A 17,508-nucleotide genomic window follows, 5' to 3' on the forward strand; every position below is an offset into this window, starting at 1 on the left:
GCGTGCCCACCTAGTGCGCTGCCCAACGCTTCGTTGGGGGCGTGATGGGTTACGGGTGCGACCCGGCCGGATCGGTCGCGGTTGGCCCTGTGCTAGGAGGGCACGTGTCAACTAAGAGAAGCTCACTGACGGCGTTCGCGGCGATTGTCAGCGCCTCGCTCGTCCTGAGCGCGTGTGGCGGCGGCAGCACCGACGGCGGCGGCAGCACCGGGGCGCAGGAACCGACCGGCGACATCGCCTCGATGGCGATCGCCAAGGGCGAGTCGGGCGACGAGTACACCTCGCCCGAGGTCCCGCAGTCCACCGACACCTTCGTCGTGTCGACCGACAACCCGTACACCGCGTACAACAACTCCGCGGCCGACGCGAACAACTCGTACAACACCTTCGCGCTGGCCCAGGTCATCTCGGGCGCCTACAAGCTCGACGGCAACAACAAGGTCCTGCTGAACAAGGACGTCATGGAGAGCGTCGAGCTCACCAGCAAGTCCCCGCAGGTCGTCACCTGGAAGATCAAGTCGGGCGTGACCTGGTCCGACGGCGAGGCCTGGGACTGCGACGACTTCTACCTGGCCTGGCTGTCCTCGACCGGCAAGTCCAAGGGCGCCGACGGCAAGGACATCTTCACCTCGGCCAACACCACCGGCTACGAGCTCATCGACAAGGTCGAGTGCCCGACGCCGACCGAGGTGGTCACCACCTTCAGCACCTCCTACCCGGACTACAAGGGCCTGTTCGGCATCTCGCTGGACATCATGCCCGCGCACATCCTGGAGAAGGAGACCGGCGTCGCCGACGTCACCAAGCTGACCCCGACCGGCGGTGACCAGGCCGCGCTCGGCAAGGTGGCCGAGTTCTGGAAGACCAAGTGGAACGGCTTCGACGCGAAGCTGATGCCCGCTTCCGGCGCCTACCAGATCACCGCGTTCGAGCAGAACAACTCGGTGACCCTCGAGCGCAACCCGAAGTGGATCGGCAAGCCAGGCGGCCCGGCCAAGATCGTGCTGCGCGGCATCTCCGACCAGGTCGCCCAGGCCCAGGCGCTGGAGAACGGCGAGGTCCAGGTCAACTCGATGGCCCAGCCCGACGCCAACGCCGCCGAGCGGCTGCGCGGCCTGTCCTCGCAGGGCGTGCGCTTCGGTGCCTCCAACGGCCTGTCCTTCGAGCACATGGACCTCAACTTCAAGAACAAGTGGTTCGCCGACCAGGCCGTGCGCAAGGCGTTCATGCAGTGCGTCAACCGCGACGAGCTGGCCGAGAAGCTGATCCGCCCGGTGCTGGAGAACGCCAAGCCGCTCGGCTCGCTGGTGTTCTTCCAGGCCGAGGAGGGCTACACCGACAACTACGCGCAGTACAAGGGTGACGCGGCCGCGGCCAAGGCCACCCTCGAGGGCGCGGGCTACACCATCGGTGGCGACGGCTACGCCACCAAGGGCGGCGAGAAGGTGTCGATCAAGATCAGCCACACCGACATCCCGCGGCGCAAGCAGACCGTCGAGCTGATCCAGTCCCAGTGCAAGCCCGCTGGCCTGGAGATCATCGACGACACCGACCCGAACTTCCTCGACACCCGGGTCAGCCAGGGCGACTACGACGTCGCGCTCTTCGCCTGGTCCGCCGCGCCGTTCAAGTCCAGCCAGAAGGCGATCTACGAGACCGGCGGTGGCCAGAACTGGTCCAGCTACGCCAACTCCAAGGTCGACGCGGCGTACAAGGACGCGAGCAGCAACCTCGACGAGGCCGCTTCGCGCAAGGCCTTCCAGGAGGCCGACCGCCTGATGGCCGAGGACAACTACTCGCTGCCGCTCTACCAGCTCCCGAACATGTGGGCCTTCAAGGGCATCGACAAGGTCTACTTCCAGTCGTACAACGGCGCTCTCTGGAACGCCAACGAGTGGGTCAAGACCTCGTAGTCGAATGCCAGCCGCCCCCAGGCGGCGTCATCTGGTCGACGAAGTCCGAGGGGCCGGACCACCAGTCCGGCCCCTCGGCCTTGGGTACCTGACCTGGTCGGGCGCACACTGACGCAGGCAGGGACAACCAGCGCCGCCCACCGGCCGCCTGGACCCCACCGAGGAGCTCTCGTGATTCGCTACATCATCCGTCGGCTGCTGATCTCCGTCCCCATCCTGGCCATCGGCAGCCTCCTCGCCTTCTTCCTCGTCGCCGCCGCGGGCAACCCGGTCGCCGAGCTGAAGGCCAAGCCGGGCGTCACCGCCCAGCAGATCCGCGACCTCGAGTCCAGTCTCGGCCTCGACCAGCCGATCATCGTCCGGTACTGGAAGTGGCTGCTGGACTTCCTGCAGGGCGACTGGGGCAAGAGCATCGCGCTCGGCCAGGCCAAGGTGGACATCTTCGAGTCCGTGATGCGGGCCCTGTGGATCACCGCCCGGCTGGTCATCGGCGCCGAGCTGCTGGCCATCGTGCTCGGCGTCTCGGTCGGCGTGCTCGCCGCCGTCAAGCAGTACTCGATCTTCGACTACCTGGCCACCTCCAGCGCCTTCCTGATGTTCTCGATGCCCATCGTCTGCGTGGCGGTGATCCTCAAGACCTACGGCATCAAGTTCAACAACCTGCTGGAGAGCCTGGGCATGGACCGGTGGCTGAGCACCGTGAGCCCGGCCGCCGGTGGGTTCAAGGGGTCCTTCGGCGAGGTGCTCTTCCAGTACACCGGCACCTACCTGCTGCCGACGCTGAGCCTCACGCTGATCAGCTTCGCCGCCTACAGCCGGTTCCAGCGCGCCTCGATGCTCGAGACGCTCAACTCCGACTACGTGCGCACCGCCCGCGCCAAGGGCATCTCCCAGCGGCGGGTGATCTTCCGGCACGCGTTCCGCAACGCGCTCATCCCGGTCACCACGCTGTTCTCCATCAACTCGGCGGCGCTGTTCTCCGGGGCGATCATCACCGAGACCGTGTTCGGGTGGAAGGGCATGGGCAACCTGCTTGTCCAGTCCATCCGCACCTTCGACCCCTACATGCTGATGGGCTGGCTGATGGTCACCGCCTCGCTGGTCATCGTGTTCAACCTGGTTGCCGACATCATGTACGGCATCCTCGACCCGAGGATCCGCCTTGCCTAGCGACCCCACCCTCAACCCGCTCGGGCCCACGAGCCTGCCGCCAGCGGGTAGCGCCACCGTGGCCACCGCCAGCGAGTTCGACACCACCAAGGCGCGCAAGCAGAGCACCCTGATCATCCGGCGCTTCTTCCGCCACCGCCTCGCCGTGGCCGCGCTGGTGGTCTTCCTGCTGATCTGCGCGATCGGCTTCCTCGGCCCGCTGTTCTGGACCATCTCGGTCGAGGACACCAGCAGCCGCGGCTACCTGCCGCCCAGCGCGGCGCACCCGCTGGGCACCATCCAGACCGGCAAGGACATGCTCGCCCAGCTGATCGTCGGCACCCGGCTCTCGGTGCAGATCGCGCTGGTCGTGGCCTTCGGGTCCACCCTGCTCGGGGTGCTGCTCGGCGCGCTCGCGGGCTACCTGCGCGGCGCGGTGGACAGCGCCATCAGCCGGTTCGTCGACCTGATGCTGATCATCCCGCAGATCGCCGTCGCCGCGATCCTGGTCCGCGCGCTGAGCGGCTCCTGGTACACCGTGGCGTTCATCCTGGCCGCGTTCGGCTGGATGACCGTCGCCCGCATCACCCGCGGCGAGACGCTCTCGCTCGCCCAGCGCGAGTTCGTCGAGGCCGCCCGCGCCGCGGGGGCCAAGACCCGGTGGATCATCTTCCGGCACCTGGTGCCCAACATGATCGGCACGATCACGGTGAACACCACGCTCGCCGTGGCCAGCGCCGTGCTCTCGGAGGCCGCGCTGTCGTTCATCGGCCTCGGCGTGCAGCCCCCGGACACCTCGCTCGGGCTGATCATCAACGAGAACTACTCGCAGATCACCAACCGGCCCTGGCTGTTCTGGGGGCCGTTCGTGATCATCGTGCTGCTCTCGCTCGCGGTGAACTTCATCGGCGACGGCCTGCGCGACGCGTTCGACCCCCGGCAGACGAAGGTGCGTGCCTGATGACCGGACTGCTGCACGGCAACCACCACGACGCCGCTAGGACCGACACCGTGCTCGCGGTGGAGAACCTGTCGGTCACCTTCCCCACCGACGACGGCGACGTCCGCGCGGTGCGCGAGGTCTCCTACCAGCTGCGCCCGCGCGAGGTGCTCGGCATCGTCGGCGAGTCCGGCTCGGGCAAGTCGGTGTCCTCCATGGCCGTCATGGGGCTGCTGCCCGGTAGCGCCAAGGTCACCGGGTCCATCCGCTACCGGGACCGCGAACTGGTCGGGCTGTCCTACAAGGACATGCAGAGCGTGCGCAACAACGGCGTCGCGATGATCTTCCAGGACCCGATGACCTCGCTCAACCCGGTCTACACCATCGGCTGGCAGTTGGCCGAGGCGTACCGGGCGCACCACGCGGTGTCCAAGAAGGCCGCGTGGGCCAAGGCGGTCGAGGCGCTGGAACTGGTCGGCATCCCGCAGCCGGACCGGCGCGCGGCGCAGTACCCGCACGAGTTCTCCGGCGGCATGCGCCAGCGCGTGGTGATCGCGATGGCGATCATCAACGACCCCGACGTGATCATCGCCGACGAGCCGACCACCGCGCTCGACGTCACCGTGCAGGCGCAGATCCTGGAGACCCTGCTGCGGCTGCGCGACGAGGTCAACGCCGGGATCATCATGATCACCCACGACCTCGGCGTCGTGGCGGGCATGGTGGACCGGGTGCAGGTCATGTACGGCGGCACGGTGGTGGAGTCCGGCCCGGTCGAGGAGGTCTTCGACCGGCCGAGGATGCCCTACACCGTCGGCCTGCTCGGCTCGCTGCCCAACCCCGCCCGGCTCGGCCAGCGGCTCACCCCGATCACCGGGGCGCCGCCGTCGCTGATCAACCTGCCGCGCGGCTGCGCGTTCTCGCCGCGCTGCCCGCTGGCCGTCGACGAGTGCTGCACCGAGGAGCCCGCGCTGCTGGGCACCGAGCGCGGCGACCACACCACCCGCTGCCACCGCTGGCAGCACCTCGCCTCGCTGCACCGGCCGAGGTCGCTGTTCGAGCACGAGGAGATCGGGGTGATCGAGAACCCGGCCGCGCTGGTCGAGGCCGATCCCGGGCTCCCGGTCGCCGAAGAGGCGCACACGGTGCAACTGCGGCTGCCGCACGAAGGGCCCCACTCATGACGAACACCGAGGCAGCCCCGGGCAGGCACGCCGCCCCCGAGGGACCCGTCCCGCTGCTGCGGGTGGACAGGCTGGTCAAGTCGTTCCCGGTGCGTGGAGGTGGGATCATCCCGCGCACGGTCGGTCAGGTACAGGCGGTCTCCGAGGTGAGCTTCGAGCTCAACCGCGGCGAGACGCTCGGCCTGGTCGGCGAGTCCGGGTGCGGCAAGTCGACGACCGGGCGGGCCATCCTGCAGCTGCACAAGCCGACCTCCGGGTCGGTCCGGTTCGAGGGCCGCGAGCTGACCACGCTCAAGCCAGCGCAGATGCGGCCCCTGCGGCGCGACCTGCAGATCGTGTTCCAGGACCCGTACGCCTCGCTCGACCCGCGCTGGCAGGTCAACGACGTGGTGGCCGAGCCGCTGCGCATCCACGGCGTCGGGTCGGCCAAGACGATCCAGCACCGCGTCGACGAACTGCTGGAGCTGGTCGGGCTCAACCCCGAGCACCGCAACCGGTACCCGCACGAGTTCTCCGGCGGGCAGCGGCAGCGCATCGGCATCGCCAGGGCGCTGGCGCTGGACCCGAAGCTGATCGTGCTCGACGAGCCGGTGTCGGCGCTGGACGTGTCGGTGCAGGCGGGCGTGGTCAACCTGCTGGAGGAACTGCAGCACCGGCTGGGCCTGGCGTACCTGTTCGTCGCGCACGACCTGTCGGTGGTGCGGCACATCTCGCACCGGGTCGCCGTGATGTACCTGGGCAAGATCGTGGAGATCGGCGACCGGGAGTCCATCTACACCCGGCCGACGCACCCGTACACCCAGGCGCTGCTGTCCGCGGTGCCGGTACCGGACCCGCGGCAGGAACGGCAGCGGCAGCGGATCGTCCTCACCGGCGACGTGCCCAGCCCCGTGTCACCGCCGTCCGGCTGCCGGTTCCGCACCCGGTGCTGGAAGGCGCAAGAGGTGTGCGCGGTCGAGGAACCGCCATTGGTGCGCCACGGTGCGACTTTCTCGGCCTGCCACTTCGCTGAGGAACGCAACGTCCTGCCGTAGTAGGGTGCTGCCGCCGGGGTCCCTGCCCCATGACGGTCGTACGGTGCCGGTGCGCGGCGAAGTTCGACGCACCGGCACCGCCCTACTCTTAGGCTGAACCCGATGCTGACAGCGCCACCTCGACTTCTGCTCGTCCACGCCCACCCGGACGACGAGAGCCTGTGGACCGGCGGGACCATCGCCCGCTACGCCGCTGCCGGGGTCCAGGTCACCCTGGTCACCTGCACGCTCGGCGAGGAGGGGGAGGTCATCCCGGCCTCCCTCGCCCAGTTGGGCCCGGAGGCCGCCGACCAGCTCGGCGGGTACCGGGTCGGCGAACTGCGCGCCGCCTGCGCCTCTCTCGGTGTTTCCGACCACCGCTACCTGGGCGGTATGGGGCGGTGGCGCGACTCGGGCATGGCCGGAGTGGGCGCCAATGGCCACCCGCGGGCCTTCGCTGCCGGTGACGTCGCAGAGCAGGTCGCCGCTCTTACCGCGATCCTGCAAGACGTTCGCCCACAGGTCGTGGTGACCTACGGGCCTGACGGCGGCTATGGCCACCCGGACCACATCCGCGCACACGAGATCACCGCCGCCGCGGTCGCGGAGGTGCCTGAAGTGGCGCGGCTGTACTACGCCGTCGTGTCCAAGCGGGCGATCGAGGACGGTGTGGCCGCGCTCGACGGGGTCGCTGGCCTGCCTTGGCGCCTGCCGGCTGCCGGTGAACTGCCGGTCGTCGACGACGCGGAGATCACCACGTCCGTCTTCATCGGCGACCACCTACCCGCCAAGCTCCGCGCACTACGCGCCCACGCCACCCAGGTGACCGTGTGGCAGGGGCAGGACGGCACGCACGCCTACGCGCTGTCGAACGGCATCGCGCAGCCGGTCGTCGACCACGAGTACTACGTGCTGGCAGGCGGGACAGCCGATCCGATCGAGTCGGACGTGTTCGGCGGGCTCGCCCCGGTCGAACACGTCGGCGCCGACCGGTGACCCTGGGCGAACGGCTGCGCTACGGCGGGTTGCTCGCCGTGAGCGTGGTGCTCGGCGTGTTCGAGCTGTTCTTCCTCCCGTTGCGACTCGACGGTCGGGTGCTGCCGGACCTCTGGTCGCTGCCGTTCCCGATCACCGCCGTCCTGGCCGCGTTTACCATGCCCTGGCTGGTGGTAAGGGCAAGTCGGATCAAGGCGAGGGCCGTGGTCGCGGGCGGGCCGCTCTACATCTGGCTCGCCACCCTGCTCGCGTTCATCGTGGTCGCCCCCGGCGGGGACTCGATCGTCATCGCCGATTGGCGGACGCTGCTGCTGTTGGCCGCGGGCGCGTTCCCGGCGACGGTCAAGATCGGTGATGTCCTGGCGGGCACGATGAAGGAAGCGCATGAGCGAGCTGATCACTGACAAGCACGTGGTGTCGGTGCTGCGCCCCTTCGTCCGCGCCACCACCCCGATGCTCGGCGCCCTGCGCGACGCCGACCCGCTCGGCCTGGTCCGGCGGGTGCTCGGGTCGCGGGAGGAGCACGAGGCGGCGATCGAGCTGGCCAAGGTCGACCGCAGCGTGGTCAAGGGCCTGGAGAGCGTGAAAGTCCCCGGTACCGCCGCCTGGCACGCGATGTCGGTGGCCGAACGCGACGACTGGTGGGTCAACCGGGTCGGCAGGTTCACCGTGCTGATGGCCTCGATCCCCGGCATCGGCGGCGCCCTCGCCGACCGGCTGCCGATCCAGGACACGCTCGCCACCGCGGGCCAAGGCCTGGTGCTGTCCGCGCTGGCGGTCGAACACGGCGCCGCGGACACCGGGACCAGGGTCCGGTTGATCGGGCACGTGCTGTTCGACCGCGACATCGACCCGGTACTGGCCAGCGGCGAGGGCGACCTGCTCACCGACGAGCAGGAAGACGCCGCCACCGCCGAGATGACCGCCGACCTCGACGAGTCCCAACGCGCCCACGGCAAGATCACCCCCAAGGCGGCGGCCAAGACGCTGTGGCGCTTCGGTCGCACGCTGTGGGCACTCGGTGACGAACTGGACAAACGCCCGCAGGGCCGCTTTTACCACAAGGCAATGGGAATGCTGCCGGTCGTGGGGATGGCTGGGGACTACCTCGGCGAGCGGAGCGCGCTCAAGCGGGCGGCCAAGAAGGGCCGCAGGTGGCTCGACACGGTCCAGAGTGACACGGTCTAGCTCGCCGGTACCCAGTACCGGTAGCGGTGCGACTCGCGGTACCCCTGCCGCTGGTAGAGGGCCAAAGCCGCCTCGTTGTCCGTCGCCACCTGCAACACCCGACCTCGTGCGCCCGCTGCCCACCGGTCTAGACCGTTGAGGAGTTCAGTGGCGATCCCTTGCCGTCGGTAGTCGTGACGCACCTCGACAACCGCTATGTGCAACCAGTCGTCGACCACGCAACCGCGAGCCACTCCCACAATCTGGGCGCCCTTGCGGACAGAGGCGAAACCGACTTTCGGGCCCCCGGTCAGCACGTGCCGCTGCGCCTCGGAGACCGCGCCGCCGACGGCCAGCTCCAGCCAGCCCGGTGGCGGTTCGGTGTCCACCTGGGCGGTCGTCGGACCTGTCCCCAGGGGACTGTGCAGGACGGCCGATTCGGCCCCCTTGGGGTGGGCCAGGTTCACCGACCACCCCTGCGCGGCGAGGTCGCGTTCCCACCTCGACCCGACCACGACCTGCGCGTACGGCCGGATTCCGTGCTCTTCGGCAAAGGAAACGACGCGGCCTAGCGCGGTCGCGGTCGGTACGCCAGGGTCGCCGTGGAGCAGCGCGCTGTTGGCCCTGCCGGTGTAGCCGCTGGCCGCGCGCAGACGCCACTGCCCGAGCTCCTGCGTGACCTGCGGCGGCCACGCGTCGGCGCAAACGGACTCCAAAGTCGCCACCGTGCTCACCCCGAGAGTGTGGCCCCTATCGGCCCGTATGCGTGTGTGAGCTAGGCAGCACCGGGTGCATGCGCCCGCGACGGGCGAGAGATACTGTCGGCTGTCGCGCATCTTCCCGAATGCGCGCGCAACACCATGAAGGAGCAGGAGAGCGCAGTGACCTACGTGATCGCCGAGCCCTGCGTCGACATCCTCGACAAGGCCTGCATCGAGGAGTGCCCGGTCGACTGCATTTACGAGGGCGACCGGATGCTCTACATCCACCCCGACGAGTGCGTGGACTGCGGCGCCTGCGAGCCGGTGTGCCCGGTGGAGGCCATCTACTACGAGGACGACGTCCCCGACCAGTGGTCCACCTACACGAAGGCCAACGTCGACTTCTTCAACGACCTCGGCTCCCCGGGCGGGGCGTCCAAGGCGGGCAAGGTCAGTGCCGACCCCGACTGGATCAAGGCGCTGGAGCCCAGGGGCGAGTGAGCTTCCCCGACCTGCCGGACTTCCCCTGGGACGTCCTCGCCGACCACGCCGCCCGGGCCCGGACGCACCCGGACGGCGTGGTCGACCTCTCCATGGGCACCCCGGTCGACCCGGTACCGCCCCTGATCCAGGCCGCCCTGGCCACCGCGGCCGAGCTCCCCGGGTACCCGACGACGCACGGCATCCCGGAACTTCGCGCGGCGGCCGTGGCCGCCCTGGAGCGCAGGTACGGGGTGGTCGGGCTGGACCAGGACGCGGTCCTGCCCACCATCGGCTCCAAGGAGCTCGTCGCCTGGCTGCCGACCCTGCTGGGCGTGCGGTCGATGGTGATCCCCGAGCTCGCCTACCCGACCTACGAGGTGGGCGCCCGCCTGGCTGGCGCGACCTACACCCGCACCGACGGCCTCACCGTCCTCGGCCCGGCCGCCCCCGGCCTGATCTGGCTCAACTCGCCCTCGAACCCCACGGGCCGAGTCCTGCCGGTCGAACACCTCCGCAAGGTCCTCGCCTGGGCCCGCGAACGCGGCACCATCGTCGTCTCCGACGAGTGCTACCTGTCCCTGGGCTGGGACACCACCCCCGTCTCCGTCCTACACCCCGCCGTGTCTGATGGCGATTTCACCAACCTCCTCGCCGTCCACTCGCTGTCCAAAACCTCAAGCCTGGCCGGCTACCGAGCAGGCTTCATCACCGGCGACCCGGTGTTGGTCCGCGGCCTCCTGGAAGTCCGCAAACACGCGGGCCTCATCGTCCCGCGCCCGGTCCAAGCCGCCATGACGGCGGCACTGGCCGACGACACCCACGTGGCCACCCAAAAGGCCCTCTTCGCCGCCCGGCGCGCCCAACTCCGCCCGGCCCTGGAAGCGGCGGGCTTCCGCATCGACCACTCCGAAGCGGGCCTGTACCTCTGGGCCACCCGCGCCGAGCCCGCCTGGACCACAACGGAGTGGCTGGCAGCCCGAGGCATCTTGGTGACTCCGGGCCACTTCTACGGCCCCACCGGCTCCCACCACGTCCGCATAGCCCTCACAGCCACCGACGAACGCATAGCCACCGCCGCCGCCCGCCTAGCTGGCTAAGCAACACTCACGGCAGCTCCTCTCTACGCGGCCCACCCCCTAGGTACGCTCGGCCTCCTACCTAACGTCTGCCCTGCACGCGTCAACCGGTGCACTGCGCCTCTTGGCGGACTCGTCCCCGTGCTCGGTTCCGGTGCCCGCATTCCCACCCCCAACCTTCGTCGACCTCCTACACCTATCCGTAGCCGTGTTCGGCGAGCGCTCCACCAGCCCCACGCCTTTTCCAGCGCAACGCACATCAAGCGCCACAGCTTGCCTGTCGCTATTGCTCGGACCCAGGTCGCGTAGCGGTAAAGCGCCGTACGAAAGGCCGGTTCGCATTCCTTCGACATCCCCACTCCTCAAGATCATCCCACTCGTCCGCCAGGTCGGGCGGCACGTAATTGCCAAGCTATCCGCGTTGTCAACGGGGCCGCAACGGGGTGGTTTGACCTGGGGATGGATTGATGGGTTGTGGATAACTTGACCCGTCGCCACCTAGTCGGGTGACCGGGGGAGAGGGGTTTCGTGACTGGTTTCGTCACTGCCCAGCAGGTACCCGTGCCGCTGGAGTTCGGTGGCCAGGCGGACGGTGGTGGTGAGGAGGTCGTCGACGTTGTCGGTGCCGTCCGGGGGGTGCCAGCCCTGCGACAACAGCAGCAGTCTGTCCGCGTTGTCCCGCAACTGGAGCGCGAGTTGGCCCAGTTCGATCCGGGCCCTGACCTCGGCGGCGATCGCCCTGCCGCGGTACGCGCGCTGCCTGCAGGCGGCCGTGCAGTACCGGCGCGGCCGCCCGGCGCCCGCCACAACCAGGGGGCGCCCGCAGTATTCGCAGACTTTTGTCACCACGTTCGGGTGGCGATTCTGAGGGTCAGACACGGAATGTCCTGACTTTCTGTAGGTCCAGGCCAGGCACTATCGAGCGAACCCTATTTCATTGACGGGCCAACCGGACCGGTGGTCTACTGGAAAGGTCTTCGAAAGGCCGGGAGTGTCGGGGTCACCTTTCGGAGACGGGGTCACAGCGTCACCGCGCCGGGCGTTATTCGGCTTCCCCACCTGTGCCGCCCGGCTCGCCACCACCATTCCACCCATTCCCTTGGGAGCATTCAGCATGTCCACCCAGTACTCGCTCACCGTCACGAACAATTCGACCCAGTTCCAGGACCTGTGTGTCTACCAGAAGCCGGTCGACCTCGGCGTGCCCAACGCGCTGTCGCTGGCGTGGTTGACCGCGCCAGCCTGGCCGGGCACCACCGTCACCTTCACCTGGTCGCTGGACTACAGCTTCGTCTGGGCGCAGACCGGTTCGCTGCAACCGGGCGTCACGTTCAAGGCGCAGCAGACCATCGCGGCCGACCCGGAGAACCTGGCCAGCAACCAGGTCCAGTTCGACTACCGGGCAGGCGCGTTCACCTTCCTCGACGGGCCCGCGGTCGGCACACCGCAGCTCGGGTCGCTCTACGTCCGCGAGCTCAACGGCGTCCCGGCCAACTCCGCCACCGTCGGCATCGGCATGTCCAACGCGGGGACCTTCGCCGTGCAGGCCCAGCCGAACACCAACCTGGTGTTCACCCCGCACCCGGAGTACTGGATCACGGCGGGCACCTTCAGCGCGGGCGAGGTGCTCGACATCGAGCAGATCACCAACGAGGCCGCCGTCCCCTACGACGGCACCTTCGCGATGAACGCGGTGCTCAACTCCAAGAACATCTGGCAGATCAGCGGGGGCGTGGTCTAGACAGCCCCACCCAGACGGCGGCGCACCGGGAACGCCGCCCCGGTCGAGGCCGCCGTCCGGCGGGGCGCGGGGAGCGTGGTCGCACCCCCGCGCCCCGCTGTGCCGCGCGCGAAAACCACGCCACGCCAAGGAGAATGCCGTGCCCAACTACAGCAAGGTCCAACTCATCAGCTACGGCACCGTGACCTCCACCCCCACCAGGGTGCTCACCGGTGACCAGTCCAACCGCTACTACGACGACCTGGCCAGCCGCGGCCGCACCCTGTGCGACGTCGCCGACTGGGTCGCCTCCACCTCGGCGTCGGCACTGGCCGACCCGGACACGCTCAAGGTGTTCGTCGCCCCCGAGTTCTTCTTCCGCTACGGCGGACCCTCAGATCCACCGGAGGTCCTCAACGACAGCTACCCCGACGGCGAACAGTTGCTGCCGCGGCTGTCGGAGGAGATCCTCAAGCCGCACTTCGCCGCCCAGGGCTACCGCGACTGGGTGATCGTCGCCGGGTCGATGTTCTGGCACAAGCGCGGACCGGTGAACCCCAGCTACTTCAACACCACGCTGGTGATCAACGGTGGTCCGGACACCACGCTCACCCCGCAGGAACGCGCCGCCAACGCCGACGTGCGCGCCCTGGCCACCGTCGGCGCCGCGACGACCAACCAGAAGTCGCTGATGTCCAACATCGACTACGCGATCGGCGTCGACCGGTCCGAATGGGACGCCTCGCTCAACCCGATGTTCCGGCTCAGCTTCACCGACAGCGAGTTCTGGCGCTGGCACGTGTTCGCCGCGCACGGCAAGGCGGGACCGCAGGGCCAGCCGCTGGTGTTCGGGCTGGAGGTCTGCCTGGAGCACATCGTCGCCTACGCGGGCTCGGACTCCGACGTCGGTCTGCTGCGCACCATGGAGGCCCGCGTCCCCGACCAGCCGGAGGTCGACGTCCACCTGGTCACCTCCTGCGGGATGACGCTCAACCCGGCCTTCGGCGTCGCCGCCCGCGACGACGGCTACGCGATGATCAACGACGGCATGCAGCCGGGCAGCCCGCCGCTGCCCTGGCCCAACGCCGACGTCCGCCGCGTGACCCGGGTCCAGCAGGACGGCAGACGGTCGGTCGGCGCCTCGGCCAGGGTGCTGAGCAATCGCCAGCTCCCGGCGAACCTGCAGCTCGGCATCGCGGGCAACCAGCACAACCCGCCCGATGCCGTCGCGGTCTGGGAAGCCGTCCCCCTCGCCGAGCGGGACTAGGACCCGGGCGATCGGCCACCCCCGGGCGGTGGCCGATCGCTCCCCACAACACCGAAAGGAGGTTCACGTGACACCCACCTGAGCACCACTCGACCCGGTCGAGTGGCACCGGGCCCGCGGGCGGGCAGTACCCCGGGGTGGTGGGTAAGCCTCAGCCATGAACAAAGCCCACCTGGCTCTCACCGGCCTGGCCACCCTGTCCGCACTCCTGCTCCCGGGCACCAGCGCGGCCGCGCTACCACCCGACTACTACCTCGCGGTGTCCGAATCGACCGGCCAGTGCCTCACCATCGCGGACGGCGTCGCCACCCTCGGCGCCTGCGAGATGACCGCGCAGTGGGACATCAGCCCGGTGGCCCTGACCATGCCACCGATGCCCGGCGGCCCGTTCGAGACGGTCCCACCCCGTCAGCAGTCGGAGCCGCACTACCTGATGCACACCGAGCGCTGCCTGGACAGCACCACCCTGGCGCTCGTCGAATGCCACCCGGGGCCGGAGAGCACCTGGCTCCTGCACCAACTCGCCACCGGCGGGTACCTCCTGGTGTCCCCGGTGAGCGGCGACGTGCTGGCGCTCGACCGTGATCAGGCGGTGGTCCTGGTCGAACCGCGCGGGACCGCGAACGAGCAGTGGAACTTCACGAAGTACGCGACTGCCTAGGGCGGTTGCTCTGTTGGGGTGACGGCTAGACCGTGCCGGAGAGGAGGTTGTTCGGGGGTGGGAGCATCGCTGCGGTGTGGAGCAGCGCGCGCGGGTGGTGTCGATGACCGAGTCACCGGAGCCCGGTGACCGGGTGGCGAACACGATCCCGAACGCGGCCGACGTGTCGAGGACCGTGCAGTCCGGCTCGATCGGTGGCGACGTGCTGACCGGTGGTCAGAAGTTCGCCATCACCGCCGAGCAGGTGGTGGTGGCTGGCCACGCTGGGGTCCCCGCCATGGAGTCGGTGGCGCCGCCCCGGTCGGCCAGTCGCATCCCGGCCACGCGGCTGTTCCTGGGTCGGTCCGCGGAACTCGCGCGGCTCGACGCGGTGGTGGGGGAGTCGGGGCGTGCGGTCGTGGTCGCTGTCCACGGCCTCGGCGGGGTGGGCAAGTCCACGCTGGCGGCGCGGTTCGCCGCGCTGCACGCGGACCGGTTCTCGTTCACGTGGTGGGTGGTCGCCGACTCGCCCTCGGCCCTGACCGCTGGCCTGGCCGAGGTAGCGGCCGCCGTGGCCCCGGGGACCAGGGCACTGCCGCTGGAGGAGCGGGCCGAACTGGGCGTGCGGTGGCTCGCGTCCCACGACGACTGGCTGCTGGTACTGGACAACCTCACCGGCCCGGCCGAGGTTGCCGATCTGCTGGCACGGGTGCGGACCGGCACGATCATCATCACCTCGCGCCTGGGCGTCGGATGGCACGCCGTGGCGACGACGGTCGCCGTGGATGTGCTGCCCGCTGCGGAGGCGGTGGCGTTGCTGTCCCAGATCGTGCTGGGCCAGTGGCCGGACGCCGACCTCATCGGTGCTGAGGACCTGTGCGAGGAACTCGGGCACCTGCCGCTGGCCGTGGAGCAGGCCGCTGCCTACCTCGCCCAGACCAGGATCTCCCCGACCGCGTACCTCGACCTGCTGTCCAGGTTCCCCGCCCGCATGTTCGCCGCCACCACCGAGGGCAGCGATGCCCAACGCACCATGGCCCGCGTCTGGCACGTCACCCTCGACCACCTCGCCGACACCCCACTCGCGGGCCAGTTGCTCCACCTCATCGCCTGGTGGTCTCCGGACACCATCCCCCGAGACCTCTTCAGCGATGCCAGCGAACCCGGCGTCCACGAGGCCCTAGGGCGACTCGCCGCCTACAGCATGATCACCCTGGGGCCTGCCACGATCTCCGTGCACCGCCTGGTCCAAGCCGTGACCCGCACCCCTGACCCCGCCGACCCGCACCGCCACCCCGACACCATCGCCGAGGCCCGCGATCTGGCGACGTTCGCGCTCGCCACCTACGTGGCCGGTCTTGATCCGCTGTTGCCCGCGAATTGGCACAAGTACCAGGCTGTTCTGCCTCACGCGCAAGCGGTCATGGACCGCACGGCTCCAGAAGACGACACGGAGGACACGGGCATTCTCCTCAGCGAACTCGGCGGGTACTTGGATGGTCAGGACGCTGAGAGCATCGCCTTTCACAGGCGGGCACTCGACAGCCGCGTCCGGATCTTTGGACCAAACCACTCGGAAACGCTGGCGGCCCGCAACAACCTGGCTTATGCCCACTTCGCCGCAGGTGCCGAAGAACTGGCGACCACGCTCTTCAGCGAGCTCCTGGTTGATTGCGAGCGGGAGTTGGGCTCAGCTCACCTAAGCACCCTGATGGTCATGAGCAACCTCGCAGGCATGCACAGGGCCGCAGGTGAGTTTGACAAGGCATCTCCCCTGCTCGAGGCCGTTCTCGCCGCGCGCGAACGGCTGCTCGGACCCGAACACCCCCACACGTTGGAAGCCCGCAACAACATGGCGGAAATCCACTGGAAGGTTGGCGACCGCGCCCGAGGGCGTGCGCTGTTCGAGGCCAACCTTGCCGACCGGGGACGGGTTCTCGGTCTCGACCACCCTGACACCCTGGTCTCCCGCAACAACCTCGCGGAATTCCACAGGGACGCTGGCGAGCTCGATCAAACCATTTCGCTGCTGCGGACCAATCTGGCCGAGTGTAAGCGGACTCTCGGTCCAGATCACCCACTCACACTGCTGACCCGCAACAACCTCGCGGGTGCGTACCGGATGGCGGGTGCGGTTGACCGGTCGCTTCTGTTGTTCGAAGCCGCGTTGGCGGACCGCGTGCGGGTGTCAGGCCCCGATCACCCGCACACCCTCACCCTCCGCAACAACCTTGCGGGGGCCTACCGCGATCTAGGCGACCTGGAGCGCGCGATCTCGCTGTACGAGGACACCCTCAGCGATGCGACGCGCGTACTAGGCGCGGATCACCGCACTACACGGGGCATCCGGAACAACCTCAACCGCGTTCGGGGCTTGTGAGGACGGCTTCGGCGGCGGCGTCGACGTCTGCCAACGCGGGGCGCCATTGGGTGCGGCACTGGGCTTTGCGTGCACGTTCGCGTTCGACCAGGCGGCCGGCCACGAAGACGACGTCCACTGGGACTCCGTCGCCGAGGTCGGTGAGGAGGGAGCGGATGGTGTCTTCGGCGATGACCGCGTCCTGGTGGTCGCCGAGGATGTCCTGGAACTCCTTGGTGGCCGCGACCAGCGCCCGGATTCGCTTGCGGGCGGCCGGTTCGGCCATCTCTGCCGCGTAGCGCAGGCGCTTGCCGTGGATGCGGAGCTCGTGCAGGTCGTCGTCCGGGGGGTTTTCGCCGAGGGCGTCCGCGGCGCGCATCAGCTTCCGGTGCGGCTTGCGGATCACGCTGACCAGGGCGGGTGCCTCGGCGTCGTCCTCCGGGGCGGTCGCGACCACGTCGCCGGTGGCGGTCGAGCGCAGTGACTCCAGCAGCCGCCGGTACCGCTTGCTCCGCAGCACGCCCAGCATCTTCTTGCGGGCGTCTTTCCGCCGGACCACCAGGCTGTGCAGTAACTGCTCCACCGCCGCCAGTTCGGCCTCGTCGAACCCCACGGCTTGGGCGCGCAGGCTCTCCAGCTGCACGTCGAGGTCGCGCACCGCACCGAGCGAGGCGCCGAGCCACTTCAGCTCGGCGTCCAGCTCTGGCAGCGGAAGACCCGCCTTGAGCGCCGCCCGGGCCCGCCGCACAGCGACCCGCATCTGGTGCACGTGCTCTGTGTCGGAGCCCTCGCGCGCGCCCTCGGTGCGGGTCGAGAGCTCCTCGACCTGCGCGGCGAGCCTGGCCTGGATGCGGGAGACGAGTTCAGTCACACCGGACATCATATTTCCTCGGCCGTTCG

At 69.2% G+C, this 17,508-nt stretch carries 17 protein-coding genes; 14 read left to right on the top strand and 3 right to left on the bottom strand.

Annotation, left to right across the window (positions count from 1 at the left end):
• The first annotated feature begins 104 nt into the window (after positions 1 to 104).
• From JOD54_RS11350 to JOD54_RS11385, 8 genes are all read left to right on the top strand, one after another.
• Entirely contained in the window at positions 105 to 1,913 is a 1,809-nt protein-coding gene (locus tag JOD54_RS11350; protein WP_307859939.1) for an ABC transporter family substrate-binding protein, read from the top strand.
• Positions 1,914 to 2,084: 171 nt separating this feature from the next.
• Entirely contained in the window at positions 2,085 to 3,083 is a 999-nt protein-coding gene (locus JOD54_RS11355; protein ID WP_204450503.1) for an ABC transporter permease, read from the top strand.
• Between the two features lie 58 nt (positions 3,084 to 3,141).
• A complete protein-coding gene (locus JOD54_RS11360; protein WP_307860531.1) occupies positions 3,142 to 4,023 on the top strand; it encodes an ABC transporter permease in 882 nt (293 codons plus the stop codon).
• A complete protein-coding gene (locus JOD54_RS11365; RefSeq protein WP_204450504.1) occupies positions 4,023 to 5,186 on the top strand; it encodes an ABC transporter ATP-binding protein in 1,164 nt (387 codons plus the stop codon). The genes JOD54_RS11360 and JOD54_RS11365 overlap by 1 nt, the downstream gene beginning before the upstream one ends.
• Positions 5,183 to 6,220 carry an ABC transporter ATP-binding protein gene (locus tag JOD54_RS11370; protein WP_204450505.1) on the top strand — a complete coding sequence of 346 codons (1,038 nt, stop codon included), beginning with the start codon at positions 5,183 to 5,185 and terminating at the stop codon, positions 6,218 to 6,220. Before JOD54_RS11365 ends, JOD54_RS11370 begins: the two co-directional genes overlap by 4 nt.
• A 102-nt stretch (positions 6,221 to 6,322) precedes the next feature.
• A complete protein-coding gene (gene mshB / locus JOD54_RS11375) occupies positions 6,323 to 7,195 on the top strand; it encodes an N-acetyl-1-D-myo-inositol-2-amino-2-deoxy-alpha-D-glucopyranoside deacetylase (protein WP_204450506.1) in 873 nt (290 codons plus the stop codon).
• The gene (locus JOD54_RS11380) at positions 7,192 to 7,599 is read left to right on the top strand and encodes a hypothetical protein (protein WP_204450507.1); all 408 of its coding nucleotides are present in this window, start codon (positions 7,192 to 7,194) and stop codon (positions 7,597 to 7,599) included. Before mshB ends, JOD54_RS11380 begins: the two co-directional genes overlap by 4 nt.
• Positions 7,580 to 8,383, top strand: coding sequence for a hypothetical protein (locus JOD54_RS11385; RefSeq protein WP_204450508.1), 804 nt, complete (start codon positions 7,580 to 7,582; stop codon positions 8,381 to 8,383). The genes JOD54_RS11380 and JOD54_RS11385 overlap by 20 nt, the downstream gene beginning before the upstream one ends.
• Here the strand turns inward: JOD54_RS11385 and JOD54_RS11390 are convergent.
• Positions 8,380 to 9,096 (bottom strand): GNAT family N-acetyltransferase, encoded by a 717-nt coding sequence (locus JOD54_RS11390; protein ID WP_204450509.1) that lies wholly within the window; start codon positions 9,094 to 9,096, stop codon positions 8,380 to 8,382. The genes JOD54_RS11385 and JOD54_RS11390 overlap by 4 nt on opposite strands.
• A gap of 147 nt (positions 9,097 to 9,243) precedes the next feature.
• On the opposite strand from JOD54_RS11390, the gene fdxA reads away from it, so the two are divergent.
• Positions 9,244 to 9,564 (top strand): ferredoxin, encoded by a 321-nt coding sequence (fdxA, locus tag JOD54_RS11395; protein ID WP_204450510.1) that lies wholly within the window; start codon positions 9,244 to 9,246, stop codon positions 9,562 to 9,564.
• The gene (gene dapC / locus JOD54_RS11400; protein WP_204450511.1) at positions 9,561 to 10,643 is read left to right on the top strand and encodes a succinyldiaminopimelate transaminase; all 1,083 of its coding nucleotides are present in this window, start codon (positions 9,561 to 9,563) and stop codon (positions 10,641 to 10,643) included. The genes fdxA and dapC overlap by 4 nt, the downstream gene beginning before the upstream one ends.
• Positions 10,644 to 11,120: 477 nt before the next feature.
• Here the strand turns inward: dapC and JOD54_RS11405 are convergent, their stop codons facing one another.
• Positions 11,121 to 11,501 carry a hypothetical protein gene (locus tag JOD54_RS11405; protein WP_204450512.1) on the bottom strand — a complete coding sequence of 127 codons (381 nt, stop codon included), beginning with the start codon at positions 11,499 to 11,501 and terminating at the stop codon, positions 11,121 to 11,123.
• Positions 11,502 to 11,736: 235 nt separating this feature from the next.
• Here JOD54_RS11405 and JOD54_RS11410 point away from each other — a divergent pair, with 235 nt between their 5' ends.
• The 4 genes from JOD54_RS11410 to fxsT all read left to right on the top strand — a co-directional run bounded on the left by JOD54_RS11410 (position 11,737) and on the right by fxsT (position 16,629).
• Positions 11,737 to 12,363: a RhiA family protein gene (locus JOD54_RS11410; RefSeq protein ID WP_204450513.1), complete on the top strand. Its 627-nt coding sequence runs from the start codon at positions 11,737 to 11,739 to the stop codon at positions 12,361 to 12,363.
• 139 nt (positions 12,364 to 12,502) lie between these two features.
• Positions 12,503 to 13,609, top strand: a complete 1,107-nt coding sequence (locus tag JOD54_RS11415; protein ID WP_204450514.1) for a hypothetical protein — start codon at positions 12,503 to 12,505, stop codon at positions 13,607 to 13,609.
• Positions 13,610 to 13,766: 157 nt separating this feature from the next.
• Positions 13,767 to 14,270 (top strand): RICIN domain-containing protein, encoded by a 504-nt coding sequence (locus JOD54_RS11420; protein ID WP_204450515.1) that lies wholly within the window; start codon positions 13,767 to 13,769, stop codon positions 14,268 to 14,270.
• Between the two features lie 103 nt (positions 14,271 to 14,373).
• Positions 14,374 to 16,629: an FxSxx-COOH system tetratricopeptide repeat protein gene (gene fxsT / locus JOD54_RS11425; protein ID WP_204450516.1), complete on the top strand. Its 2,256-nt coding sequence runs from the start codon at positions 14,374 to 14,376 to the stop codon at positions 16,627 to 16,629.
• Here the strand turns inward: fxsT and JOD54_RS11430 are convergent.
• Positions 16,607 to 17,479, bottom strand: a complete 873-nt coding sequence (locus tag JOD54_RS11430; protein WP_204450517.1) for a CHAD domain-containing protein — start codon at positions 17,477 to 17,479, stop codon at positions 16,607 to 16,609. The genes fxsT and JOD54_RS11430 overlap by 23 nt on opposite strands.
• Positions 17,480 to 17,508 lie beyond the last annotated feature (29 nt).

The sequence above is a fragment of the Actinokineospora baliensis genome (genome assembly GCF_016907695.1).
GTDB lineage: Bacteria > Actinomycetota > Actinomycetes > Mycobacteriales > Pseudonocardiaceae > Actinokineospora > Actinokineospora baliensis.